19 protein-coding genes, 1 tRNA gene and 1 other RNA gene are annotated in these 22,731 nt (G+C 61.5%); 12 read left to right on the forward strand and 9 right to left on the reverse strand.

Annotated features, from left to right (window positions below):
* Positions 1 to 61: 61 nt before the first annotated feature.
* Entirely contained in the window at positions 62 to 2,746 is a 2,685-nt protein-coding gene (locus tag SynA1825c_RS00925; protein WP_186469898.1) for a M10 family metallopeptidase C-terminal domain-containing protein, read from the forward strand.
* A gap of 86 nt (positions 2,747 to 2,832) precedes the next feature.
* Here SynA1825c_RS00925 and SynA1825c_RS00930 read toward each other — a convergent pair whose 3' ends face one another.
* Both SynA1825c_RS00930 and rnpB read right to left on the reverse strand, forming a co-directional pair.
* Positions 2,833 to 3,570, reverse strand: a complete 738-nt coding sequence (locus SynA1825c_RS00930) for a calcium-binding protein (RefSeq protein ID WP_186469899.1) — start codon at positions 3,568 to 3,570, stop codon at positions 2,833 to 2,835.
* Between the two features lie 272 nt (positions 3,571 to 3,842).
* Positions 3,843 to 4,228, reverse strand: an RNA gene (gene rnpB / locus SynA1825c_RS00935) — RNase P RNA component class A.
* A 23-nt stretch (positions 4,229 to 4,251) separates the two neighbouring features.
* On the opposite strand from rnpB, the gene SynA1825c_RS00940 reads away from it, so the two are divergent.
* The 3 genes from SynA1825c_RS00940 to SynA1825c_RS00950 all read left to right on the forward strand — a co-directional run bounded on the left by SynA1825c_RS00940 (position 4,252) and on the right by SynA1825c_RS00950 (position 5,270).
* Positions 4,252 to 4,325 (forward strand) — tRNA-Arg (locus SynA1825c_RS00940).
* Between the two features lie 95 nt (positions 4,326 to 4,420).
* Positions 4,421 to 4,777 carry a hypothetical protein gene (locus tag SynA1825c_RS00945; protein ID WP_186469900.1) on the forward strand — a complete coding sequence of 119 codons (357 nt, stop codon included), beginning with the start codon at positions 4,421 to 4,423 and terminating at the stop codon, positions 4,775 to 4,777.
* A gap of 37 nt (positions 4,778 to 4,814) precedes the next feature.
* Complete coding sequence (locus SynA1825c_RS00950) at positions 4,815 to 5,270, forward strand: hypothetical protein (RefSeq protein ID WP_186469901.1); 456 nt, start codon at positions 4,815 to 4,817, stop codon at positions 5,268 to 5,270.
* A gap of 78 nt (positions 5,271 to 5,348) precedes the next feature.
* On the opposite strand, the gene SynA1825c_RS00955 is transcribed toward SynA1825c_RS00950, so the two are convergent.
* Entirely contained in the window at positions 5,349 to 7,871 is a 2,523-nt protein-coding gene (locus tag SynA1825c_RS00955) for a glycogen/starch/alpha-glucan phosphorylase (protein WP_186469902.1), read from the reverse strand.
* 260 nt (positions 7,872 to 8,131) lie between these two features.
* Between SynA1825c_RS00955 and SynA1825c_RS00960 the strand changes: the two genes are divergently transcribed.
* A complete protein-coding gene (locus tag SynA1825c_RS00960) occupies positions 8,132 to 9,526 on the forward strand; it encodes a cation:proton antiporter (protein ID WP_186469903.1) in 1,395 nt (464 codons plus the stop codon).
* 3 nt (positions 9,527 to 9,529) lie between these two features.
* Here SynA1825c_RS00960 and SynA1825c_RS00965 read toward each other — a convergent pair whose 3' ends face one another.
* On the reverse strand, positions 9,530 to 9,838 hold the full coding sequence (locus SynA1825c_RS00965; protein ID WP_186469904.1) for a hypothetical protein: 309 nt from the start codon (positions 9,836 to 9,838) through the stop codon (positions 9,530 to 9,532).
* Positions 9,839 to 9,911: 73 nt separating this feature from the next.
* Here SynA1825c_RS00965 and SynA1825c_RS00970 point away from each other — a divergent pair, with 73 nt between their 5' ends.
* Both SynA1825c_RS00970 and SynA1825c_RS00975 read left to right on the forward strand, forming a co-directional pair.
* Entirely contained in the window at positions 9,912 to 10,841 is a 930-nt protein-coding gene (locus tag SynA1825c_RS00970) for an alpha/beta fold hydrolase (protein WP_370523171.1), read from the forward strand.
* A 36-nt stretch (positions 10,842 to 10,877) separates the two neighbouring features.
* Positions 10,878 to 11,735 carry a galactose mutarotase gene (locus SynA1825c_RS00975; protein ID WP_186469906.1) on the forward strand — a complete coding sequence of 286 codons (858 nt, stop codon included), beginning with the start codon at positions 10,878 to 10,880 and terminating at the stop codon, positions 11,733 to 11,735.
* Positions 11,736 to 11,742: 7 nt separating this feature from the next.
* Here the strand turns inward: SynA1825c_RS00975 and SynA1825c_RS00980 are convergent, their stop codons facing one another.
* A complete protein-coding gene (locus SynA1825c_RS00980) occupies positions 11,743 to 12,972 on the reverse strand; it encodes an FAD-binding oxidoreductase (protein WP_255478421.1) in 1,230 nt (409 codons plus the stop codon).
* 14 nt (positions 12,973 to 12,986) lie between these two features.
* Here SynA1825c_RS00980 and SynA1825c_RS00985 point away from each other — a divergent pair, with 14 nt between their 5' ends.
* Complete coding sequence (locus SynA1825c_RS00985; protein WP_186469907.1) at positions 12,987 to 14,438, forward strand: four-carbon acid sugar kinase family protein; 1,452 nt, start codon at positions 12,987 to 12,989, stop codon at positions 14,436 to 14,438.
* A gap of 27 nt (positions 14,439 to 14,465) precedes the next feature.
* On the opposite strand, the gene SynA1825c_RS00990 is transcribed toward SynA1825c_RS00985, so the two are convergent.
* Together SynA1825c_RS00990 and SynA1825c_RS00995 are read right to left on the reverse strand one after the other, a co-directional pair.
* On the reverse strand, positions 14,466 to 15,821 hold the full coding sequence (locus tag SynA1825c_RS00990; protein ID WP_186469908.1) for a (Fe-S)-binding protein: 1,356 nt from the start codon (positions 15,819 to 15,821) through the stop codon (positions 14,466 to 14,468).
* Positions 15,822 to 15,866: 45 nt separating this feature from the next.
* Complete coding sequence (locus SynA1825c_RS00995; protein WP_186469909.1) at positions 15,867 to 17,291, reverse strand: NADP-dependent isocitrate dehydrogenase; 1,425 nt, start codon at positions 17,289 to 17,291, stop codon at positions 15,867 to 15,869.
* A gap of 88 nt (positions 17,292 to 17,379) precedes the next feature.
* Here SynA1825c_RS00995 and SynA1825c_RS01000 point away from each other — a divergent pair, with 88 nt between their 5' ends.
* Positions 17,380 to 18,318 carry a glycosyltransferase family 2 protein gene (locus SynA1825c_RS01000; protein ID WP_186469910.1) on the forward strand — a complete coding sequence of 313 codons (939 nt, stop codon included), beginning with the start codon at positions 17,380 to 17,382 and terminating at the stop codon, positions 18,316 to 18,318.
* On the opposite strand, the gene SynA1825c_RS01005 is transcribed toward SynA1825c_RS01000, so the two are convergent.
* Positions 18,306 to 19,559, reverse strand: coding sequence for a ChbG/HpnK family deacetylase (locus SynA1825c_RS01005; protein ID WP_186469911.1), 1,254 nt, complete (start codon positions 19,557 to 19,559; stop codon positions 18,306 to 18,308). The genes SynA1825c_RS01000 and SynA1825c_RS01005 overlap by 13 nt on opposite strands.
* Positions 19,550 to 20,305 carry a 5'-methylthioadenosine/adenosylhomocysteine nucleosidase gene (locus SynA1825c_RS01010; protein ID WP_186469912.1) on the reverse strand — a complete coding sequence of 252 codons (756 nt, stop codon included), beginning with the start codon at positions 20,303 to 20,305 and terminating at the stop codon, positions 19,550 to 19,552. Before SynA1825c_RS01010 ends, SynA1825c_RS01005 begins: the two co-directional genes overlap by 10 nt.
* A 77-nt stretch (positions 20,306 to 20,382) precedes the next feature.
* On the opposite strand from SynA1825c_RS01010, the gene SynA1825c_RS01015 reads away from it, so the two are divergent.
* The 3 genes from SynA1825c_RS01015 (at position 20,383) to SynA1825c_RS01025 (ending at position 22,722) form a co-directional block, all read left to right on the forward strand.
* On the forward strand, positions 20,383 to 20,832 hold the full coding sequence (locus SynA1825c_RS01015; protein ID WP_186469913.1) for a hypothetical protein: 450 nt from the start codon (positions 20,383 to 20,385) through the stop codon (positions 20,830 to 20,832).
* Positions 20,833 to 20,905: 73 nt separating this feature from the next.
* Complete coding sequence (locus tag SynA1825c_RS01020) at positions 20,906 to 21,619, forward strand: heme oxygenase (biliverdin-producing) (protein ID WP_186469914.1); 714 nt, start codon at positions 20,906 to 20,908, stop codon at positions 21,617 to 21,619.
* On the forward strand, positions 21,619 to 22,722 hold the full coding sequence (locus SynA1825c_RS01025; RefSeq protein WP_186469915.1) for a glycosyltransferase: 1,104 nt from the start codon (positions 21,619 to 21,621) through the stop codon (positions 22,720 to 22,722). Before SynA1825c_RS01020 ends, SynA1825c_RS01025 begins: the two co-directional genes overlap by 1 nt.
* The last annotated feature ends 9 nt before the right edge of the window (positions 22,723 to 22,731 follow it).

The following is a 22,731-nucleotide window of genomic DNA, read 5'->3' on the forward strand; positions in this document are numbered from 1 at the left end:
TATTCATAACTGAGTCACATCTGATTGTTATCAATGAATTGACTGAGAGTATTTCTCTTGCATGACCCTCGAGCCTGCGACTGGCAGCGATCAGACCCAGGGTGATGCGACCCCAGTGGCGGTTGCCGAGGCTCCTGCCGGGGCTGTCAGCGTTAGCCAAGTTGCTCTTAATACGGCTTGGTCTGAGTCGGAGCAGGTTGAGTCTTCCGAGCCGGTTGAGCTGTCAGGCCCAGCGGAGGTGGACCCTGTTGGCACCGCACCCGAGCCGGCCCCGCCTGAGGAGGCAGAGGCGAGTGCACTGTCAGACGACGGTGCTGCTGAGAAGGTTTCATCTGAGGTCGTTCCATCTGATCCGCACCAGCCTGAAGCCGTTCTTGCGGATCCGGTCCAGCCTGACCTTGTTGAGCGCGTGTTGCATGCGGCGGGTTGTGCTTGCGCCGCGTGTGGTGGTGTTCCGTCGTCACAATCGCAACAGGGATCGGGCGGGGAGGTGTTGGCGGCCGCTTCGTTGGGGACTCTCGACCAACTGGCGGATTATCTGGAAACGCAATTCTGGACTGACTCGGACACGACCAATCGCAATTTCAACCTGTCGGAGTCAGGAACCCATGCCAAGTCTGGGGTACTGACTTACAACAGCAGTGGAAATACGTTCGATGCCAACGGTCTGGCGACTGGCCGCGCCAGCATGGTGGATGAGGCCTTCAAGATTTTTGAGGCCACGCTCGGAATTGACTTTCAAGAAACAAGTGCCTTTGACGCAGATTTCGACTTTAGTGATAACGATTCTGGGGCCTTTGCTGTCGCCGATTTTTCAGGCAGCGCGATCAATTATTCTTGGATCAATGTTGCATCAAGCTGGTTTTACGGCAGCGAAGTTTTAGGCGATTACGCCTTTCAAACGATCCTGCACGAGATTGGCCACGGCCTCGGTTTAGGGCATCAAGGTCTCTACAACGGCTCAGGCAGTTATGCCACGGATGCCGATTTCACGAACGACTCGTGGCAAGCCTCGATGATGTCGTACTTCGATCAAACGTCGAACACATCGATCGATGCCAGTTTTGCTTATCTGAGCACCCCGATGGTGGTGGATTGGATCGCATTGGACGATCTGTATGGACCGCAGGGCTACGGCATTAGCAATGCCTTCCGGGGGGACACCACCTATGGCTTCAACACCACGATTACTGCCAGCGCCAGTGCGGTGTTCAATCAGCTCAAAGATTGGATTCCCACCACTGCCTTCACCGTGGTGGATGGAGGCGGTGATGACACGCTGGATTTCAGTGGCTTTTCCTCCACGCAGCTGATTGATCTCAGACCGTCCGATGCGTCGGCCACCAATGTGTATGCCTCCAATATCGGCGGCAAAACCGGCAACCTCACTTTCGCTCCCGGAACGCTGATTGAAACGGCCATCGGTGGTTCTGGTGCCGACAGCTTCCGCGGCAACAGCCAAGACAACACTTTCGATGGCGGACTGGGTACCGACACCCTGCTGGTGAGCGGCTCTCTGAGCGATTATCTGCTAATCCTCTCTGGCAGCAGCCTCGTGCTGCGGGATTTGCGCAGCGGCAGCCCTGATGGCACCGACACGCTCACCAACATTGAGTTTGTGGACTTTAACGGCGACACCCGAGGCTGGTCGTCGTTGCTGGGGTTGGTGGACACCACCGCCCCCGCTATCAGCGGTCCTTCGGGGAGCGCCGGTGCTGCCACCGCCGTGGCATCGATCAATGAAAACAGCGCTGCAGTGGCGACTTTCACGGCTGATGAAAGTGTGAGCTGGAGCTTGTCTGGTGGTGTGGATCAAGCCTTGTTCGCCATCAACAGCTCCAGCGGTGCATTGCGCTTTGCTAGCGCTCCGGATTACGAGTCGCCGCAAGATTCGGATGCCAATAACAGTTACGTGGTCACGGTGCGTGCCACGGATCCGTCAGCCAATACCGCTGATCAGACGGTGACGGTGACGGTTCAGGATGTCGCCGAATCCTTGAGCAGCAGTGGTAGTGGCGGCGGCGGTGGCGGTGGCGGCGGTGGCGGCGGTGGCGGCGGTGGCGGCGGTGGCGGCGGTGGCGGCGGCGGTGGCGGTGGATCTATTGCTTCATCAAGCCAGGTGAATCAGGAAATCATTGGAGCTTCAGATGAATCACCAAAAATTCTTGGCACTGGCGGTCGCGATGTACTTCAGGGTGACTCCAGTCAGTCCTTGCCAGAAGTCTTTGAAGGCTACGCAGGCGATGACAGGATTTTGGGCTATGGAGGTGCTGACGAATTAAGTGGTGGTGCTGGCAATGATGATCTACATGGCATGAAAGGAAAGGATGTTGTGAAGGGTGGTAGCGGTAACGACACCCTTCGAGGTGGTCATGGTCATGACCTAATTCGTGGTGGTGGTGGTTCGGATTGGATTTGGGGAGGCGTCGGTAAAAATGAAATTTATGCTGGGGCTGGTGATCAAGCGGTTGATCAAATTTATGTGCCTGCTGATGCAACTCAAAACCAAGACTATGGAAATCCTGGTGGAGCTAATGCAGACATTTTGAACTCACTGGGTCTTGAGGATCAGATTTTGATTCACTCAGATAGTGAGACTCGAGGCGAGTTAGCATTTGCTGCTGTTGAGCTTGATCAGTTTTCAGGGACTGGTATTTATCTGGGAGGTGTGCTGGAGGCTCTGGTGGTTGGTGATTTTTCGGCCGATCAAGTGAGAGGGATGACCTCGAGTGGCGATTACACCTAGCGCTTGTATTGACTTTTTGGGAGGTTCCAATGTGAAAAGCCCCGCGTTGGCGGGGCTTTTGGGATCTTGTTTGGTTTGTTGGAATGTCAGGCGAAGAAGCCTCCGGTGGTCATGTTCTCGACTTGCGTGATGTTGACATTGGGGTTGACCACAATGGCTTCCAGCGTGTCGTTGGCGAAAATTCCGATGCCGACTGCATTGGTGCCGCCTGGGTCCAGAATTCCTGCTTGGAAGGAGAGGTCGGCATTGTCAACGCCATGGATGAAAATTTCGTCTTCGGGCCAGACTTCGTAGAGAAGGTCGCTGTTCACGCCGTCGGGATTGATGTTGATGGCGGAGTCAGCAGGTACGAAGATTCGATCTCGATCAAAGTCATTACCGGCGTAAACCTTGTTCTTTCCGACGCCTCCCCAGAGGTAGTCTGCGCCGGCAGATCCATCGAGAATGTCATGACCATGGCCGCCGCGGATCTCGTCATCTCCGAGTCTGCCGTATAGGCGGTCAGGGCCATGGTTGCCATGGATGAAGTCATTGTCAAAGCCGCCTTCAATGAAGTCGCCCTTGTCAAATCCCATCAGAAAGTTGTCGCCTTGATCCATGCCATAGATGTTGTCTGCACCGGTTAAATAGTCAGCAACGCTTCCGTAGTCCAGTGCTTCCTGCTCGCTGATGTCGATGTTGTTGATGCGAAAGGCAAGGTTGTTGTTTTTTTCGAACTCGACTTCGGTCCAGCGTGCTTCACCACTGGGTGTGAAGTATCCGTTTGGGGTGAAGGTGTCAAAGTCGTTGATGGTGGTTTCTTGGAAGAAGGTGAGGTCAGCCATGGGAATGATTGGAGTGTGAGTTGAGGGTGGAGTTGTTTGCCCCTCGATGAACACACCATCGCCGGATGAATTGGCTTGTTATGTGACCTGCTCCTGGTCTGCCTGTGAGATCGATCACAGGCTCATGAGTGGGTTGAAATTGTGCTTCGTCTGATGGATTGCGCTCAATGTTGATGAGCGTTTTGAGAGTTGTCTTGTTCTCTTGGCAGTTGCTTTTTGTTTGGGGAGACGAAAAGCCAGCGTGAGCGCTGCCGCTTGTTCAAGCGCAAAGGGGTTGAAAGCAGGACATAAGCCGGGTTCTGTTCTCCCTTCCGAGGAAGGGGGGCGATCATCTATCTGGGACCACCGTTGCCGGTGGCCTCGAGCGGCTCACAAAGGCGAAACGAGGCAGATGGCCAACCGTCGTTCCTAGGCCTTGCTCCCGGCCGGGGTTTACCGAGCCAGCACCTCTCGATGCTGCTGGTGCGCTCTTACCGCACCCTTGCACCCTTGCCTGTGCCGGCGAACCGGCCATCGGCGGTGTGTTTCTGTGGCACTCTCCTCACGGTCACCCGCACTGGGCGTTACCCAGCAAGCCTGGCCATCGGGGAGCCCGGACTTTCCTCAACCGACGCCGACACGAAGAGGGCGTGCGATCGCGATCACCTCACCTGCTTTCAGCCCCCATAATGACGCTTGATGGGGGCTGTAGCTCAGCTGGATAGAGCGACGGTTTCCTAAACCGTAGGTCGTGGGTTCGAGTCCCGCCTGCCCCGTGCCAACCAAGACGTCAGCCGGTATCCGCTACTACATTTGGTGGGGTGGTCAGGCGCAACGCTCTCGCTAGCGTTGTCGTAGTGGAACCGGCGCCATGACCCAGCTTCACGATCTCCGGTTGCGGCTTCTTGTTCAGCAGGAAAGCGAGCGCATCGCTGACTCGCAGCCTGCCGAGCTCGACCTCTCGGTTGTTCAGGCGCGCTGCCTCTGCTGGTTGGCCTTGCTTGCTGAAGCACATGAGGACCAAGCTAGTGACGCAGAGCGCCGTGGTGATACGGAGCAGGCCATGGGCTGGTTCGCCGACTCCATGCGCTTGCGCGATGTGATCCAGGTGGTCACCTCGATTGAAATTCCGCTGCCTGCTGTCACCGACAGCGATGACGACGATCGCCCTGGTGAGGGTGGGAACGGCGATGGGGGGATTTCCCCCGAACCGCCGCTCGCAGCCTGATCGGATGTCATGATGGTGCCTGAGCTACGGGTTGCCGGTGCCAGAAGAGCCTTGTCAGTGTCCTGACTGTCAACGCTTCTATCGGGAGCACGATCGGCTCATTCGTGAGAATCCAACTCTGCGTCAGCAACAAGAGTTGAGTTGGGCTGCGCTTCAGTCTTTCCGCACCCTCTCCGGTCGGGTGTTGGAAGACTTGCAAAAGCAGCATGGCCCTCGCGCCGCTGAGGGTCAGGTGCATGCCACCCCCAGTGGAGGTGTTGATGAACCTGCCGATGCCCTTCAGCAGGCAATGGCTGATCTGGAAAACATCAACGCGCACCTGTTTTCCATCGAAGCGCTGATGGAGCGCATTTTTGATGTGCGTGTGCCGGACGACATCGAGCAGAAATTCCGCGAGCTCGCCGGTGAGCTCGCGCCTGACCCTCTCAATGCCGACCGATTGCGCTTGAACCGTCTTCTGCATCAGACACCCGATCTTCCTGATCGCAGCTGAGGTCTGAAGATCACTCAATAAGGCCACTAAAAAGCCCCAGTGAATTTCACCGGGGCTTCGCTGTCGATGCTGAGGTTCTCAGCGCACGTCGCAGGTGATCTCCACGGGCATTGGCTCCACGTCCCAAATGTCGCGGCAGTAGTCGCGGATCGAGCGATCAGAGGAGAAGAAGCCGGTGCGGGCCACGTTCAGGAGGCTCATGCGGTTCCAGTGCATGCGATCGGTCCAGGCGCGGCTCACCGCATCCTGCGCACGCACGTAGTCGGCGAAGTCAGCCATGACGAAAAAGGGATCGTTGCCAGTGAGGTTGTCGAGCAGCGGCCGGAACAGTTCACCATCGCCGTTGCTGAAATGCCCCATCTCGATCAATCGGATCGCTTCCGCCAGCTCGGGCATCGCTGCAATGAGCTCCCAAGGCCGGTAGCCGCCCTGCTTGAGGGCCGCAATCTCTTCCACGGTTTTGCCAAACAGGAAGAAGTTCTCGTCGCCCACCCGCTCGCGGATTTCCACGTTGGCACCATCGAGGGTTCCGATCGTGAGTGCACCATTCATGGCGAATTTCATGTTGCCGGTGCCGGAGGCTTCCTTGCCGGCGGTGGAGATCTGCTCGGAGAGATCCGAAGCTGGATACACCTGCTCGCCCAACTTCACGTTGTAGTCCGGCAGGAACACCACCCGTAGTCGCCCATCCATGTCTGGATCGGCGTTCACTGTTTCGGCGATGCCATTGAGGAAGCGAATGATCAGCTTGGCCATGTAGTAGCCAGGCGCGGCCTTGCCTCCGAAGATCACGGTGCGTGGCGCTAGGCCATCGGCCTTACCGTTCTTGATCCGAAGGTATTGGGTGATTACCTGCAAGGCGTTCAGATGCTGGCGCTTGTATTCATGAATCCGCTTCACCTGCACGTCGAACAGGCTGGAGGGATCCACCAGTACCCCTGTGTTGCGGTGGATATAGCTGGAAAGCTTGCGCTTCACCGACAGCTTGGTGCTGCCCCAGTGCTCCAGGAAGCCATGGTCGTGCTGACGCTCTTCCAGGCCGCGTAGCTGTTCCATGTTGGTGATCCAGCCCGGACCAACGTGCTCATCAAGCAAGGTGGCCAGTTCGGGATTGGAGAGGGCCATCCAGCGGCGTGGGGTGACGCCGTTGGTGACGTTGGTGAATTTCTCCGGCCACAGTGCCGCGAATTCCGGCATCAATTGCTGTTTCACCAGGTCTGAGTGCAGCGCCGCTACGCCGTTCACATGGTGGGCGCCGATGGTGGCCAGATGGGCCATGCGCACCGCCTTTCCGCCTTCTTCATCAATGATCGACAGCTTGCGCTGAATGGCGTCATTGCCGGGATAGCGCAGACGCACCTGTTGCAGGAAGCGACGGTTGATTTCGTAGATCAGTTCCAGGTGGCGTGGCAGCAGGCTGCTGAACAACTTGAGGTCCCATTTCTCCAGCGCTTCCGGCAGCAGGGTGTGGTTGGTGTACGCCACCGAGCGGGTGGTGATGTCCCAGGCCTTCTCCCACTCCAGATGGCGGTCGTCGATCAGCAGACGCATCAGTTCTGCCACGGCGATGGCGGGGTGGGTGTCATTCAGCTGCACCGTCCAGTGCAGGGGGAAATCTTCCACCGAGAGGCCGCGCTCATCCAGGCTGCGCAGCATGTCTTGCAAGGAGCAGCTCACGAAGAAGTGCTGTTGCTTGAGGCGTAGGCGTCGCCCTTCATCGGTGCCGTCATTCGGATAGAGCACCTTGGAGAGGGTCTCGCTGCCCACCTTCTCTTCCACGGCGCCGTAGTAATCGCCGATGTTGAAGGCGTAGAAGTCGAAGCTCTCGGTGGCATCCGCGCGCCACAGGCGCAGCCGGTCGCAGGTGTTCACGCGGTAGCCAAGCACCGGCACATCATGCGGCACACCGATTGCGTGTTCGGAGGGAATCCAGCGCGAGCGGTAGTTGCCCTTGTCGTCGATGTAGCTCTCGGTGCGGCCGCCAAAGCCTACGAAGCAGGCCTGGTCGGGTTGAGGCAGTTCCCAGGGCCAGCCTCCCTTAAGCCATTTGTCGGTGACCTCCACCTGCCAGCCGTCGCGGATCAGCTGATCGAAGATTCCGAACTCGTAGCGGATGCCGTAGCCGGTGGCCGGGACTTCCAGGCTCGCCAGTGATTCCATGTAACAGGCCGCCAGCCGACCGAGGCCGCCGTTGCCCAGACCCGGTTCCTCCTCCACTTCCAGGATCTGCTGCAGGGATTCGATGCCAAACCGCTTCAGCGCTTCTTCGGCTTCCTCTTGAATTCCCAGGTTCAGCAGGTTGTTGGCCAGTTGAGGGCCAATCAGAAATTCAGCTGAGAGGTAGGCCACGGTTTTCTGCGGTCTTGCCCTGATGGCCTCCCGGCTGGCCAGGAATCGGGCCATCAACCGGTCGCGTACCGCATAACTCAGGGCCATGTAGAGGTCATGGCGACTAGCGGAGGGCGCCAATTTGCCCAGCGTGAAGAACAGGTGCTCCGTCATGCCGTCAAACACGGCATCAGCATCGAGGCCTGCGCGTTTCGGGTCGATGCTGCACCCGGGGGTAGGCAAACGCAGGTCGAGGGGCTCGGAGATGCTCATCGTGTTCCTGGAGATGGTTTGAGCTTGGCCAGGATTCGGTGGTCCGGGGCACTCCTTGTGGGTTTCCGGTCAGACCGATTCGTCCTGGACTGAAGGGGATACGCCGAACGTAGCCATCACATCGAGGTCTGAACCGTCTGTCGCCATCGATTCAAAACAAAGGCTCAAGCGGCGGAGCGAGGCGCTGTCGGAAGCGTCCTGATGAGCAGTGCGGAAACCCGTTTGCCGATAAGGTCCCGCGAGAGGACTCGAAGTTTGTAATGCTCGCTGCTGCGATGCCGCCGCTGCTCACGCCGTTGCTGGCTGAGATCTCAGCCCACGATTTTGAGATGGCAGAAACCCTTATCGGTGTGGCCCGTTTCGTGTTGATCTTCGTGGCGGCCCGAGTGCTGGCTGAGGTGCTGGTGCGGCTTCAGTTGCCAACGATCCTGGGTGAGCTGCTAGCGGGTGTGATCATTGGTGCCTCCGGCTTGCACCTGCTGGTGCCCCCGGACACCCATGCCCAGCTCAGTGAAGGGTTGTTGACCCTGGTGAGTGGGTTGGTGAGCATCCCGCCCGACTCCGTGGCCGAGATCTATAACGAGAGCTTCCCTTCCCTAGAAGCCGTCGCTGAAATCGGTCTCTATGCCTTGTTGTTCCTCACCGGTTTGGAGAGTGAGCTAGAGGAATTGGTCGCCGTGGGTGGTCAGGCCTTCACGGTCGCTGTGGCGGGCGTGGTGCTGCCCTTCGCGCTGGGCACCTGGGGGCTGATGGCCCTGTTCCATGTGGATGCGATCCCGGCGATTTTCGCGGGTGCGTCGATGACCGCCACCAGCATCGGCATCACGGCGAGTGTGTTTGGGGAGCTGGGCTACCTCAAGACCCGCGAAGGCCAGATCGTCATCGGGGCAGCCGTGCTCGACGACATCCTCGGCATTGTGATCCTGGCGGTGGTCGTGTCCCTCGCCTCCGGCGGATCTCTGGAAATTGCTCCGATTGTGAAGCTGGTGGCTGCTGCTGCTGTGTTCGTCGTGGCGGCCATCGGCCTCAGTCGCACCGCCGCTCCGGCCTTCGATTGGCTGATCGACAAGCTCAAGGCTCCTGGCGAAGTGCTGGTGGCCTCCTTTGTCATCCTGGCGCTGAGCTGCTTCGCTGCCACAGCCATTGGGCTGGAGGCGGCTCTGGGTGCCTTTGCTGCTGGTTTGATCCTCAGCAGCTCTAAGCACAACCACGCCATTCAGCAGGCAGTGCTGCCGATCGTGACCCTGTTCGCCACGATCTTCTTCGTGCTGGTGGGTGCCGGCATGGATCTGTCTGTGATCAACCCCTCCGATCCCTCCAGTCGCTCGGCGCTGATCGTGGCCGGCTTCCTGCTGGTGGTGGCGATCGTCGGCAAGATCGCTGCAGGTTGGGCCTTCGTCAGCAAGGAAAGCACCCGTCGCCTGGTGGTGGGTCTGGGCATGATGCCCCGCGGGGAGGTGGGCCTGATCTTTCTCGGTCTGGGCACCAGCGCCAAGCTTCTGTCGCCTTCGCTTGAAGCGGCGATTTTGTTGATGGTAATTGGCACCACTTTCCTGGCACCGGTGCTGCTGCGGCTGGTGATCGGCGGCGACAAGCCCGACGACGACGACAAGGTGAATGACGACGTTGCCGCCAACCCGGTGGGTCTGCTCTGAGGATTACTGCTTCTGAGCCAGGGTAAGGAACAGGCTCCAGCCGATGGTGATCAGGGCCAGGCTCGACGCCCAACCGGGGCCGAGGGCCCAGCCCAGCAGCAGCTGGATCACCAACCCCACCGCCAGGGCCAGCAGCAGGCTGCTGATCACCAGGGCGATCTGTCGCCAGGTTTCGTTCAGGGGCCCACTCTCGAGGCTGGCTTCAAAGCGGCCGAGCGGTGCGCTCAATGGCAAATAGAGGGCAATGGCCCAGAACAACCCACCGCTGAGTGTCGCTCCCTGCAGCAGCAGGCCTGGGGTCTCATCGAACATCGAAGCACTGTCGGCCCGGCAGGGCGAAAGGAGGTTGAACTGCCTAGCATCGCGCCCCCAAGATGCAGTTGTGGTGCGCGACGCTCAGCAGTCCTGGTGGACGTTCCAAGGGCATGCGGTGCATGGCCTCCGCGAGACGCCAGAAACCGGCCACCTGCAGCGTCCCGCGTTGCTGTTGGTGCATGGTTTTGGGGCTTCCACGGATCACTGGCGCCACAACATTCCGGTGCTGGCACGCACCCATGAGGTGCATGCGATTGATCTGCTCGGATTCGGACGCAGTGCCAAACCCGCTGGCCTGGCCTACGGCGGAGCCCTCTGGCGTGACCAGCTAGTGGCCTACGTGCGCGAATGCATTGGCCGCCCCACAGTGATCGCTGGCAACTCCCTGGGGGGCTTTGCGGCCTTGGCGGCGGGGGCGGCCCTGGGGGATCACGCCGCTGGCGTGGTGTTGCTCAATGCCGCAGGTCCCTTTAGTGATGAGCAGTCGGCAACGCCGGAGGGATGGGGGGCGATCGCCCGCCGCACCATCGGCAGCGCGCTGCTGAAAAGCCCGGTGCTGCAGCGGCTGCTGTTTGAGAACCTGCGCCGTCCGTCCACAATCCGGCGCACACTTAATCAGGTGTATGTCGACAAGACCAACATCGACGATTGGTTGGTGGAGTCGATCCGGCGGCCGTCGCTCGATCCCGGTGCCTTTGGCGTGTTCCGCACCGTGTTCGACATTCCCCGGGGCCAGCCCCTCGACGAACTCTTCGCCAGCCTTTCCACGCCGCTTCTGTTGCTCTGGGGCATTCGCGATCCCTGGATCAACGCCGCCGGGCGCCGTGCCAGCTTCCAGCGCCATGCACCAGAGGCCACCACGGAGGTGGTGCTTGAGGCGGGCCACTGTCCCCACGACGAGGTGCCTGAGCAGGTGAATGCCGCGCTGCTGTCCTGGTTGGAGTCTTTGGCGGCAACGCCCGTCAGCCCGAACACATCCAATTTCGAGCCGTCCCTGTAAGTTCCGGCCAGTCTCGGGATAGCCGGTCCTGTGGCCATGACCTTCCGCCAGCAGTCAGCTCCTTACGCCCACTGGGAGTTTGTGCATCCCACCAGTGGTGATCGTTTGCGGGTGGTGCCTGAGCGGGGTGGCCTGGTGACGGAGTGGCGCTGCAACGAGCGCGAGATTCTGTATCTCGACCAGGAGCGCTTCGCGGATCCCAGCAAGAGCGTTCGCGGTGGCATCCCTGTGCTGTTCCCGATCTGCGGAAACCTTCCCGGTGACCGTTTGCCGCTGGCCAGCGGTGATGTCACCCTCAAGCAGCACGGGTTTGCCCGCGACTTGCCCTGGACCATCGCTTTGCTCGACGACCAGAGCGGTGTTCAGCTCACCCTGAAGGCCACCTCTGAGACGCTGGCGGCCTTCCCCTTCCACTTTCAGGTGGGGATGGCCATCCGCCCCCTGAGCGGTGCTCTGGAGATCGTCACCACCATCCACAACCAGTCCGAGGCTGGTGGTGAGCCAATGCCCTTCAGCTTCGGTTTGCATCCTTACTTCGAGGTGTCGGATTTGGGCCGGACCCGCTTCGAGGGGCTGCCCTCCCGGTGCCTGAACCATCTGAAGATGGCCGAGGCGGACACCAGCGTTCAGCTGAGTCGCTTGCCGGAGGGCGTTGATTTTCTGACCCGTCCAGCGGGTCCGGTGACCCTGGTGGATGAACTCGCCGGCACGAGCCTGCAGCTGGACCATCAAGCGCCCATGGATCTCACCGTGGTCTGGACCGAGCCGCCGCGCGCCATGGTCTGTCTCGAGCCGTGGACCGGCCCGCGTCAGGCGTTGATCAGTGGTGATCGCAAGTTGGAGCTGGCCGCCGGTCAGAGCACCACGCTCCGTTGCCGCTACGTGGTCAGCTGAGGGTCTCTCAGCACAAGGGGGCTGCGACGCCGGGCAGACGACCACGGGCTAGTTGATGCTGGGGATCAAACTGGTGTTTGACCGCTTCGATCACGGGTTTCGATGGTGCGTCGAGCCACGCCGGTAGCCGTTGGTGATCAGGGATGTTCGCTGGTTGCTTCAGCACGACCATTTCACCGCCCAGGTTGAGCACCTGTTGGCGCAGGGCCTTCACCTGATCCGCGGAACTAACCACATCGCCGCTCTGCCAGGCCTCACCACTGCCCCGGCCTGCCGCCAGTCGCCAGTGCCAGCCGTGCAGTTGCTGGCAGGCTTCACTGGTCAGCAATGCAACGCAGCGTGCCGGGGGCAGGCAGAGGCGCAACAACCACGGCGTTGGCTGATCAATGCTGATCGGGTCGGGGACCGCTTCAATCCAGTTCTGCGGGCTGGTTTCAAGGCAGGCTTCGGCGGCCAGACGAGCGATTGGATCGAGCTGATCCTGCACGGCCTTATCGCTGATGCTGGCGACTCCCAGTTGCAGGCAGCAGTCGCCGGTGTCAGTGCGTTCCCAGTCGATCCAGTCGGGCGTAAAGCCGCTTCCCACCACCGTGGCGCGCACAGGTTCCAGCTGACGGGCTTCCCCGCGAATCAACAGAGCACGGCGGTGGTAGCGCAACGGCTGCACCCGCAGGGTCACCTCAGTGATCAGCGCCAGACTGCCCCAGCTTCCGCACAGCAGGCGCATCAGGTCATAGCCCGCCACGTTCTTCACCACTCGGCCGCCGGCATGGGCCGCGACTCCGTCGCTGCGCAGCAGGCCAATGCCGATCAGCTGATCGCGCACGCCCATGTGGCGCTGCCTCAGGCTTCCGGAGAGTCCACGGGCTATCAGCCCGCCCACCGTCCCGGCACTGGTGGGAGCTTGGAGGCTGCTTCCCCAGGGCCAGTCCACCGGCAGCCACTGCTGCTGCTCCGCCAGGAGGCCCTGCAGCTCCATCAGCGGCAGACCGGCTTGCACTGTGATCGTTAGGTCATCCACGGCATGGTCGATGACTCCTTTCAGACGTTGAACGCTGAGGTTCGGGCCCGTGTTCTGGAGTGGGGCGCTCCAGTCCAGGCGTGTGGTCAGTCCTGCCGGGGTCCAGGCTTGGCCATCGCTGTGCAGTTGTCGCGCCAATGCTCTGAGCTCGGCGACACTGTCGGGCAGCAACAGCGTTTCGGCGTGGGCGTCAGCGATGGTGGGCAGGGGATGCACGGGATGATCGTGCCATGACCATTGTTGTGATCGACGACGATCCCACCGGATCGCAGACGGTGCACAGCTGCCCACTGCTGCTGCGTTGGGATGTGAACGCCCTGCAGCGGGGACTGCGCCACCCCTCACCGCTGCTGTTTGTGCTCGCTAACACCCGGGCCCTGCCGCCGGAGGCTGCCGCGGCCCGCAACCGCGAAATCGTGGCGGCACTGGAGCAGGCGCTTCAGCGCGAAGATCTTGACCCCAGCGAATTGGTGCTGGTGAGTCGGGGTGATTCGACCTTGCGTGGTCATGGTGTGCTGGAGCCGCAGGTGCTGGCGCAGGAATTGGCCGATCGCTTCGGCTCTGTGCAAGCCACGCTGCATGTCCCGGCGTTTCTCCCCGGCGGCCGCACCACCGTGGATGGCGAGCATCGGCTCCATGGCCAACCGGTGCACACCACACCCTTCGCCCGCGATGGCAATTTCGGCTATAGCACCAGTCACCTGGATGCCTGGCTTGAGGAGAAAAGCGCTGGAGCGATTCCGGCCGGTTCGGTGCTGCGGCTGACCGGCGAGCAGCTCTCGCGAGCTGCCGCGTCACGTCGCCAGGATTCGGGAGCAGGTCAAGGACCCTTTCGGGCCTTGGTGTCCTGGTTGCAAGCACTGGATGGCAATCAGCCGGTGGTGGTGGATGCGGAGCACCAGGAGCAGCTGAATGCCTTGGGGGCGGCCGTGTCGGTGTTGCAGGGCCAGCGACGTTTCCTGTTTCGTTCCGCTGCGAGCCTGATCAATGGTTTGGTGGATGGCGGGGGGGAGCCCCTCGGCCCCCAGCCGTTGGATGCTGAAGGGCTGTCGGCTCTGCGGCGTTGTGATCCCTCGGGTCAGCCTCTCCCGGGGCTGGTGCTGGTGGGATCCCATGTGGCCCTCGCCGATCAACAGCTGGAGTTGCTGTTGGAGGATCCTCGTTGCGAGGGGCTGGAGCTGCCCGTGCCCCGCATCGCCCGGGTGCTGGAGGGCGGTACCCCGGATTTGCTACTGGCTGACCTGGAGCGTGAATGGCAGGCGCGCCTGCAGCGGCTGCTGGCCGATGGCCGGACGCCGGTGCTCTACACCAGCCGGGGTGAGCTGCGCTTCGGGGAGGGCGCCCATGCGGATCGCCGCCGTCTGGCCTTCGGCATGGACTTGGCTCGACTCACGGCTCGGCTCGCTGCCGCTTGCGTGCCACAGCTTGGTTATCTGATCAGCAAAGGGGGCATCACCACCGGAACAGTTCTCGCGGAGGGGCTTGGCCTAGAAGCGGTGCAGCTGGAGGGCCAATTGCTGCCGGGGTTGTCGTTGGTGCGGCCGCTGATCTGCGGAGAGTTGTTGGCGGACCCCTCGGCGGCAGCGGATGTCGCGGGTCTGCCGATCATCACCTTCCCGGGGAATCTCGGTGATGCCTCGACCTTGACGCAAGCCTGGCGCTGGATGGAGCGAGGCGTCTGATGGTGTTGTGCCTTGACTGGACTCGGCTTAGGCCGAAATCAGCTGGGCGCTTTGGGCCAGCAGTTCCATGGGGTGTCGTACCAATGCCGCATTGGGGCTGCCATCCAGATGCCGGCGCAGCTGCAGGGTGCAACCGATGTTGGCGCTGGCGATCAGCTCGGCACCGGTGCCGGTGAGGTCGTCGATCTTGATGCGCCCCAGCTCCGCTGCTTCGTCTGGCTGCACCAGGTTGTAGATGCCGGCGCTGCCGCAGCAGACCCCGGCCTCTGTAGCTTCCCGAAGCCGCAGATGAGGGATGGCCTGGAGCAACTGCCGAGGCTGGCCAGTGATGCCCTGGCCGTGAATCATGTGACAGGCATCGTGATAAGCCACGGCAAGGGGGCGAGCGGCTGATGCTGGGCTTCCATCGTCATGTTGGAGCGGCTGTAGAGAGGCCTGGAAGCCTGGATTGAGGCCTTGTTCTGCGAGGAATTCGTGCACGTCCTGCACGGGGCAGGCGAACGAATGGCTGCGGTCGCCCAGGATCTCGCCATAGGCCTTAAGCGTGTGGCCGCAGCCGGAGGCCGCCACCAGCACGGCATCGAGTGGTTCTGCACCGCCAGCGTGTTGGAAACGGTGCACCAGGTCTGCTGCCAGCTCCCGGGTCTGTTCCATCTGCCCCTGGTGATGGCTTGCGGCTCCGCAGCAACCCTGATCGTTTGGAATCACCACTTCAAAGCCATTGGCCTGCAGCACCGCCACTGTGGCTGCATTCACCGCCGGGTCAAAACAGCGCTGCACGCAGCCGAGCACCAGCCCCACCCGGCCGCGGTGCGCACCGATGGCCGGGTTGACGGGGGCGTAGCGATCGGAGAATCCTTCCGGCGCCAGTGGTGGCAGCAGCGCCTCCATCGCTTCTAGCTGGGGGCCAAGCAGCCTCAGAGCACCGCTGCTGCGGGCCAGCTTCTGCAGCGGAGTTCCGGCGTAGGCGCGCAGGGGGGTGAGTAGAGCGCGCAGTCGCTTGGGATAGGGCAACACCGCCAGTAGCAGCTTGCGGAAGCTGTTCTGCCAGGGCGTGCGCAGTTCGGGCTGATTCAGACGGGGCCGGGTGGCTTCGATCAGCTGGTCGTAACGCACGCCGGAGGGGCAGGCGCTGACGCAGGCGAAGCAGCCAAGGCAGCTGTCGAAATGACCCGCCACCGTGGCGTTCATCTCCAGCTCGCCGGCTGCGATGGCCTTGAGAGTGTGGATGCGGCCGCGGGGTGAATCCATCTCTGTGCCCAACACGCGGTAGCTCGCACAGGTGGGGAGGCAGAAGCCGCAGTGCACGCAGGGATCGGTGACCCCCTCCGGCAAGCCGGGGAGGCAGCTATCGCTTGACGTTGGGCTGACCGGCGGATGCATTCACCGATTCTGACGTCTGCGAACGCGACGCGTCCGCGTCCTGTTTCAAAAGCGCTGAACGATCGCTTCGGCGAAACCACTGCAGCTCACCGGTTCCACCTTTGGCTCCATGAGGCGAGCCAGGTCGTAGGTGACCTGTTTGTCGGCGATGGCGGCGCTCAGACCCTTGGTCACCAGGTCGGCGGCCTCCTGCCAGCCCAGGAACTCCAGCATCATGACGCCACTGAGGATCACCGAACCGGGGTTAATGCGATCAAGGCCGGCGTGTTTCGGGGCGGTGCCGTGGGTGGCTTCGAAGATGGCGGCGTTCTCGCCGATGTTGGCGCCGGGGGCCATGCCCAGACCGCCCACCATCGCGGCGGCGGCATCGGAGATGTAATCGCCGTTGAGGTTGAGGGTGGCCAGGATCGAATACTCCTGTGGCCGGGTCTGGATCTGCTGGAAGATGCTGTCGGCGATGCGGTCGTCGACCAGCACCATTTCCTTCCACTTGCCGCCACCGTGGCTGTTGCCGATGGTGTCGATCACCGCTTGCACCTCGGCATCGATGTCGGCCTTTTTCTCAGGAGTGAGGCTGTCGTAGCCAGGCTCGATCATGCGGGCGTTGGCTTGCACGCTGAGATTGGCGTCTGTCTCGAGGTTGCCGAGGATCCAACTCTCCCGCTCGGTGATGCACACGTCGCGGAATTCTGTGGTGGCCAGTTCATAGCCCCAGTCACGGAAGGCTCCTTCCGTGAATTTCATGATGTTGCCCTTGTGCACCAGGGTCACGTGACGCTTGTCGCCCTCTAGGCGTAGGGCGTGCTGGATCGCCTTGCGGATGTGGCGCTGGCTGCCGTGCTTGCTCACGGGTTTGATGCCGATGCCAGATCCTTCGGGGATCTGGCGCTTGCCCAGCTTGCCGTTGGAGGGAATCACCACCTCGTTCAGATGCTTGCGCAACTCCTGGCCGACGGCGTCATCGGCTTCCCACTCCACACCCATATAAATGTCTTCGGTGTTCTCCCGGTAGACGATCACGTCGAGATCCTGGGGTCGCTTGTGGGGGCTGGGGGTGCCCTCGTAGTAGCGGCAGGGACGCACGCAGGAATACAGATCAAAGATCTGGCGCAAGGCCACGTTCAGCGAACGGATGCCGCCGCCCACAGGAGTGGTGAGAGGGCCTTTGATGGCGACGCCATAGGCGCGAATCGCTTCGAGGGTGTCCTCCGGCAGGTATTGATACGTGCCGTAGAGGTCGCAAGCTTCATCACCGGCATAGACCTTGAACCACTCGATGGTTTTGCTGCCGCCGTAGGCCTTGGCGACGGCAGCATCGAGCACCTTCTGGGTGGCGGGCCAGATGTCCACGCCCGTGCCGTCCCCGCGGATGAAGGGAATGATCGGATGGTCGGTCACGACGGGCTGTCCGTTCTCGAAGCGGATCGGTGTTCCCTGGCTGGGGGCGGTGAGCTTCTCGAACTGAGCCATTGCAGGGTTGCCGCGGAACGGGATCACACTTGGCGAGCCTATGACTCAATGGGGGATCCTTAAAGCCAAGCTGCCCGTTGCCTGACCCATGCCCAGTCCTGTAGGTGTGTGGGTTGTGGCTGCCTGCTTCAACGAGCAGGACGTGATTGCCCGTTTCATAGACCGCACCTTGGTGGTGCCGGGTGTGGAACATTTGGTGTTGATCGATGACGGATCTGCCGATGCCACGGCTCAACGGATCAAGGCCTGGATGGAGGATCATCCAGGCGCGCCGCTGATACTCCTCGAACTAACGCGCAACTTCGGCAAGGAGGCGGCCATGCTGGCCGGGCTGGACTATGTCAATGGCCGCTGTGCGGCGGCGGTGCTGATTGATTCCGATCTTCAGCATCCGCCTGAGCTGATTGAAGCAATGGTGCGGGAGTGGCACGCTGGCGCCGAAGTGGTCACCGCCGTGCGCAACGACCAAGACCAGGAATCCCGTCTAAAGGTGGCCAGTGCCCACTGGTTCTATCGGGTGTTCAACAAGGTGGTGGACTCCATCGAGCTTCGGGAGGGGGCCGGAGATTTCCGCTTGCTGGATGCCTCCGTGCTTAACGCTGTGACGCAGCTGCGTGAATCGAGTCGCTTTTCCAAAGGTCTGCTGCCCTGGACGGGCTATCGCAGCGTGGATTTGCCTTATCAGCGCATCAGCAGGGTAGGGGGGCGGACCTCTTGGAGCCCTCTGCAGCTGTTCGGCTACGCCTTCGATGGAATTTTTTCGTTCTCTTTGCTGCCGTTGAAAGTTTGGACCGGCATTGGGGTCATGGTGTCGTCCCTCAGCCTTCTCTATGCCCTGGTGGTGGTGCTGCGCACGATCCTGTACGGCGTGGATGTGGAGGGCTACGCCTCTTTGATGGTGGCGGTGCTGTTCTTGGGTGGGATCCAGCTCATCGGCATCGGCGTGCTTGGCGAATACGTGGGCCGGATTTATGTGGAGTCGAAGTCACGTCCTCACTACTTCATCCGTCGCATTCACAACGCCTGAAGCGCTTGCCATTCCCGCTGTCTCCAGGGTGAGGCGGCAAAAGGCGCCGACACGGCGAAACCGGCTTGGGCCAGATCGGTGTCGAGGGGCGCAGCCGGATGGGCCAGCAGCAGTGGTGGTGTGCCAGACCCATCGTTGCTGGTGCTGCGCAGGGTGGACCATGCCGCGCGCAGTGGGGCGCCGGCCATGTGACCGGTGAACAGCACGCCGGCGAAGCTCTGGTTGCTAACGATGCCATGGCGGCGCATGGCGGGATGGGCGCGTCGGCTGAGCCATTGGAGCACAACCCACTTGAGCAGGCCTGCGTCCCGAATCGCTCGCCACCAGTCGGAGATCGGTAGCCCTGTCGGCAGAGGCTCATCGGTGCGACGCAGCCAGGTGATTTGTTGCGTGGTGGCCCGCTTCAGCAACGCATCGAGCACCACCGGCACTAGATGGATGTGTTGATGCCCGTCCAGATGGATCGGTCCATTCCCGCAGAGCCTCCGGAATTGCCGGATCTGCGCCTCCACCTCCAGTCCCAGCTGTCGTTCCAGTCGGCGCCGCGACGGATGCCTCGGCGGCCAGAGCGAGAGCAGCAGCCATTGACCGAAGGAACGGCGGAGGTGCCCCCTTGCATTCACCAGATCCGGCACCAGCTCAGGCGGGGCACAGCAGGGCCCTTCGGTGAGGCAGAGGTGGAGCACCAATTGCAGGTGCGGTTGGGCAGCGACCAGTGCGGTCCAGGCCGTGACGCCTTCAGCCGCCACGGGGCCATTCACCAACACGCTTGTGCCATCGAGCTGGCCACTGGCGGCCAGCCTGAGGATGGCCTCGTTGGTGGCCGGGCTGAGGCCCAGATCATCGGCGTGGCGCAGGGGAATGACGGTGTCGACCCTGCGACGCAGGCTGAATCGCGCAGCCTGCGACCAGATCAGGGCATTCAGCACCGTGGGGGTGAACACCAGCACCAAGGTCGGTGCCTTGAGCAGTGGCAGCAGGGCGCAGACACTGATGTTGACCACGTACTGCAGCAGCAGCCAGCGCCTGGCGAACTGTTCACCACCAGTCTCTTCCCGGAAGGTGAGCAAGGCGTGGCCGAGATAGCCCGCGATCGAGGCGGCCAGGAAGGCGATCGGGTTGGCCAGGCTGAGGCTGATCCATTGGCCCAGCAGCAGCAGCACGCCAAGGTGCACGGCCGCTGCAGTGCCCCCCACCACGCCATACCGCAGCACGCGGTTGAGCAGAAGCTTCAGGCGCATCGTCGGGGAGCCACGTTGCAGCGCTGCAGAAGGGCCTCAATCAGACGCCAGGCCTGTTGTTCATAGCGTTGAAGGAAGTCTTCGAAGCTCTGAGCCGCCGCCTCATCAGCACCATCAGAAATCACCCGCAAAACCAACCAGGGGATGCCCTCCTGCTCAGCTACCTGCGCCACCGCCGCCCCTTCCATCTCAACGGCCCGCAGGCCTGGGAGATCGTCCCGCAGCGTCTGCAGCACTGCGGCATCGCCGATGAATCGGTCCCCCGTGGCAATCAGGCCGCTGCTGGGCCGTGCGAACCCCTCGAGCCCTCCCGCGTCATAGGCCTCCAGCAGAGCGGTCTTGGCCCAGTTGAACCAGTCCTGCTGCGGTTGCAATCGGTCCTGGTTCAGGGCTGGCAGCGTGAACTTTGGGAACAGGGGCCGGGCATCCATATCGTGCTGCATCACTGCATCGGCTAACACCACGTCCCATTGACGCAGAGTCGGATCCGCTGCGCCGGCGACGCCGGTGAACACCAATAGATCGATGTTGGGATCGCTGGCGAGCAGGCGTGTGGCCGCTCGTGCAGCGCTTACCTTGCCCCAGCCGCTCCAGGCCAGGCTGAGCTGGACCGTGTCGCCCAGGGATCCCTTGTGAATGGTGAGGTCTCCGTGGTTGCTGCAGCTCAGATCCTTGAGGTGGCTGAGATCGGAGCCGATCTCTTCCGGCATGGCGCCCAGCAGGCCGAAGTGCAGCGGTCGCGTCATGGTTTTGTGAAACTGGGGCAACCGTAACGGCGGCGTCCCATGTCCCCCATCACACTGGGTGGAATGAGGAGGTTGTAGTGAACGCGGGCGAATCAGTCCACAGCGTGGACCGGATGCAAGCACTGGCGTCGACCATCACGCTGGTGCGCCGCCAGTTTCCTGCTGCGCAGGCCAGCCTGAGTCCCTGGCGTGACGATGCGCAGACCAGACGCTGGCAGGAGACTGAAAGCCTTGATCTTGCCTTCCATTTCCCCGGCTGGAGTCCGCGGCTTGAGTGCCGCAGTCTGTTGCTGCAGTTGCGTCTGAAACCCCAGGTGGCTGGTGATGCTGCTGTTCCAGAGCTGCTGGGCGTTTTGATGCGCGGCATGACCTTCGATGGTGAGCGCTGGCGCTTGGCCACGATGGGCGACTGGCAGCCGGAAGGCACCCATCTCCCCCAGCCCGCGCAGACTGAGCAACTGCGTGGCATCTGCAGAGACCTGTTCGATCTGTTCGCGGACCCCGCAGCAACGGATACAGCGGCGTAACCCTTCGCAACCCTTTGGGCGCGGAGCATGAGATCAATTTTATGGTTGCTTTTACCGATTACGTCTCCATTCCATGTCCGTCGCATTGGCCGCTCAGCTCCGCGAAGGCACCAAAAAGGCTCACACCATGGCCGAGAACACTGGTTTCGTCAGCTGCTTCCTGAAAGGCGTCGTCGACAAGTCCAGTTACCGCAAGCTGGTGGCTGATCTCTATTTCGTCTATTCCGCGATGGAAGACGAAATGGGCCAGCTGACCGATCACCCTGTCGTGGGTCCGGTGAGTATGGAGCAGCTCAACCGCCGTCAGTCCTTGGAGCAGGATCTGGCCTACTACTTCGGTGACAACTGGAAGGACCAGATCCAGCCTTCCCCGTCCGCTGCTGCTTACGTGGAGCGCATTCATGCCTTGGCCAAGGAATCTCCTGAGCTGTTGGTGGGCCATCACTACACCCGTTACATGGGTGATCTCTCTGGTGGACAGATCCTCAAGAACATCGCCCAGAAAGCGATGAACATGGACGGTGACGACGGCTTGCGCTTCTACGTCTTCGATGACATTGCTGACGAAAAGGCCTTCAAAACCACCTACCGCTCCACCATGGACACGTTGCCAATCGATCAAGCCACGGCTGATCGCATCGTTGAAGAGGCCAACAACGCGTTCCACTTGAACATGAACATGTTTAAGGAGCTCGAGGGCAACCTCGTGGCTGCCATCGGCAAGGTGCTCTTTGGATTCCTCACCCGCCGTCAGCGAGCGGGCAGCACGGAAGCGGCAGCCGCTTGATGACACCAACGGAACCCTCCTCCGTGAGGTTCAATTCCATTCGGGTTCTGGTGCCTGGCACCGGAACCCGTTTTCGTTGTGGTGGTCTCCGTGTGGCGCTGCAGACCGCTCGCTTGCTGTCCACGCTGCGGCCTACGCAGGTGGTCACCTATCGGGAACGCAGTGACGAGCACCCCTTCCTCGACGATCTGCTGCGCGCTGAGTCGGCGCCAAGTGATGCCCTTTGGATCGTGAGCTGGGGGTTTGATGTTCCCCGCTCCCTGGAGCGTTTGCGCGGGCGCCCTGTGGTCTATCAGGCCCACAGCAGCGGCTATCGATTTGATCTGCCGCCTGGGGTCCCGGTGGTTGCGGTCAGTCGCAACACCCTGGGCTACTGGGCCGATCGTGCGCCACGGAATCCCTTGTTTCTGGTGCCCAATGCCCTCGAACCCCACTGGGTCGAGAGGGGGTTGCGCCCCAGTTCTGTCGCGGGAAGCACTCGGTCTGAGCGGTCGATTGATGTGCTGGTCCAGCGTCGCAAAAGCAGCCCCTATGTGCTGAATCAACTGGTGCCGGCCTTGCAAGCGCAAGGTTTGCGAGTAGAGGTCCAGAGCGGTTGGGTTGACGATCTGGTGGCGTTGTTCAACCACTCCAAGGTTTACCTCTATGACTCGGCCGAGTATTGGCGTGGTCGTGGGGTGAGTGAGGGTTTCGGTTTGCCGCCGCTGGAGGCGCTGGCCTGCGGCTGCGTGGTGTTCAGCAGCTTTAATCACGCTCTGGCGGACATGCTGACCCCCGGGGCCACAGCCCATCAGATCGGTCAGGGCACGCTGGCGAACGACGAAGCGCGCATTGTCGCTGCGGTCGCCAACCCTGATGCATGGTTGCCGGATGCGGTCACGCTCGACGGTCTTCTTTCCGAAGTGGCGGAGCGGCGCTGGTGTGAGCGATGGAGCCATGTTCTGACGCAGTTGGAGGATCTCCAGGTCTATGGCGCCTCAGGAGTGTCAACCGCGGCGGCTTTGCGTTCGCCTTCGACACGCCGCTTGCGTTGGAGGCAGCGTTGGGATCGACTCCAGAGCAGGGTGGCCAATCGGTTGCCCGGCTGGCTGCCATCGCCCTGACCCAGCGGG

Origin of the sequence: Synechococcus sp. A18-25c, assembly GCF_014280035.1 — a bacterium.
Classification (GTDB): domain Bacteria; phylum Cyanobacteriota; class Cyanobacteriia; order PCC-6307; family Cyanobiaceae; genus Synechococcus_C.

Excerpts from the sequence above, each read along its gene's own strand:
- SynA1825c_RS00955 (WP_186469902.1), bottom strand. The coding sequence starts at position 7,871 with ATGAGCATCTCCGAGCCCCTCGACCTGCGTTTGCCTACCCCCGGGTGC.
- SynA1825c_RS00965 (WP_186469904.1), bottom strand. The coding sequence starts at position 9,838 with ATGTTCGATGAGACCCCAGGCCTGCTGCTGCAGGGAGCGACACTCAGC.
- SynA1825c_RS00925 (WP_186469898.1), top strand. The coding sequence starts at position 62 with ATGACCCTCGAGCCTGCGACTGGCAGCGATCAGACCCAGGGTGATGCG.
- SynA1825c_RS01010 (WP_186469912.1), bottom strand. The coding sequence starts at position 20,305 with ATGACGCGACCGCTGCACTTCGGCCTGCTGGGCGCCATGCCGGAAGAG.
- SynA1825c_RS00930 (WP_186469899.1), bottom strand. The coding sequence starts at position 3,570 with ATGGCTGACCTCACCTTCTTCCAAGAAACCACCATCAACGACTTTGAC.
- SynA1825c_RS00985 (WP_186469907.1), top strand. The coding sequence starts at position 12,987 with ATGACCATTGTTGTGATCGACGACGATCCCACCGGATCGCAGACGGTG.
- SynA1825c_RS01005 (WP_186469911.1), bottom strand. The coding sequence starts at position 19,559 with ATGCGCCTGAAGCTTCTGCTCAACCGCGTGCTGCGGTATGGCGTGGTG.
- SynA1825c_RS00990 (WP_186469908.1), bottom strand. The coding sequence starts at position 15,821 with ATGCATCCGCCGGTCAGCCCAACGTCAAGCGATAGCTGCCTCCCCGGC.
- SynA1825c_RS00960 (WP_186469903.1), top strand. The coding sequence starts at position 8,132 with ATGCTCGCTGCTGCGATGCCGCCGCTGCTCACGCCGTTGCTGGCTGAG.
- SynA1825c_RS01020 (WP_186469914.1), top strand. The coding sequence starts at position 20,906 with ATGTCCGTCGCATTGGCCGCTCAGCTCCGCGAAGGCACCAAAAAGGCT.
- SynA1825c_RS00995 (WP_186469909.1), bottom strand. The coding sequence starts at position 17,291 with ATGGCTCAGTTCGAGAAGCTCACCGCCCCCAGCCAGGGAACACCGATC.
- SynA1825c_RS00945 (WP_186469900.1), top strand. The coding sequence starts at position 4,421 with ATGACCCAGCTTCACGATCTCCGGTTGCGGCTTCTTGTTCAGCAGGAA.
- SynA1825c_RS01025 (WP_186469915.1), top strand. The coding sequence starts at position 21,619 with ATGACACCAACGGAACCCTCCTCCGTGAGGTTCAATTCCATTCGGGTT.
- SynA1825c_RS00975 (WP_186469906.1), top strand. The coding sequence starts at position 10,878 with ATGACCTTCCGCCAGCAGTCAGCTCCTTACGCCCACTGGGAGTTTGTG.
- SynA1825c_RS01000 (WP_186469910.1), top strand. The coding sequence starts at position 17,380 with ATGCCCAGTCCTGTAGGTGTGTGGGTTGTGGCTGCCTGCTTCAACGAG.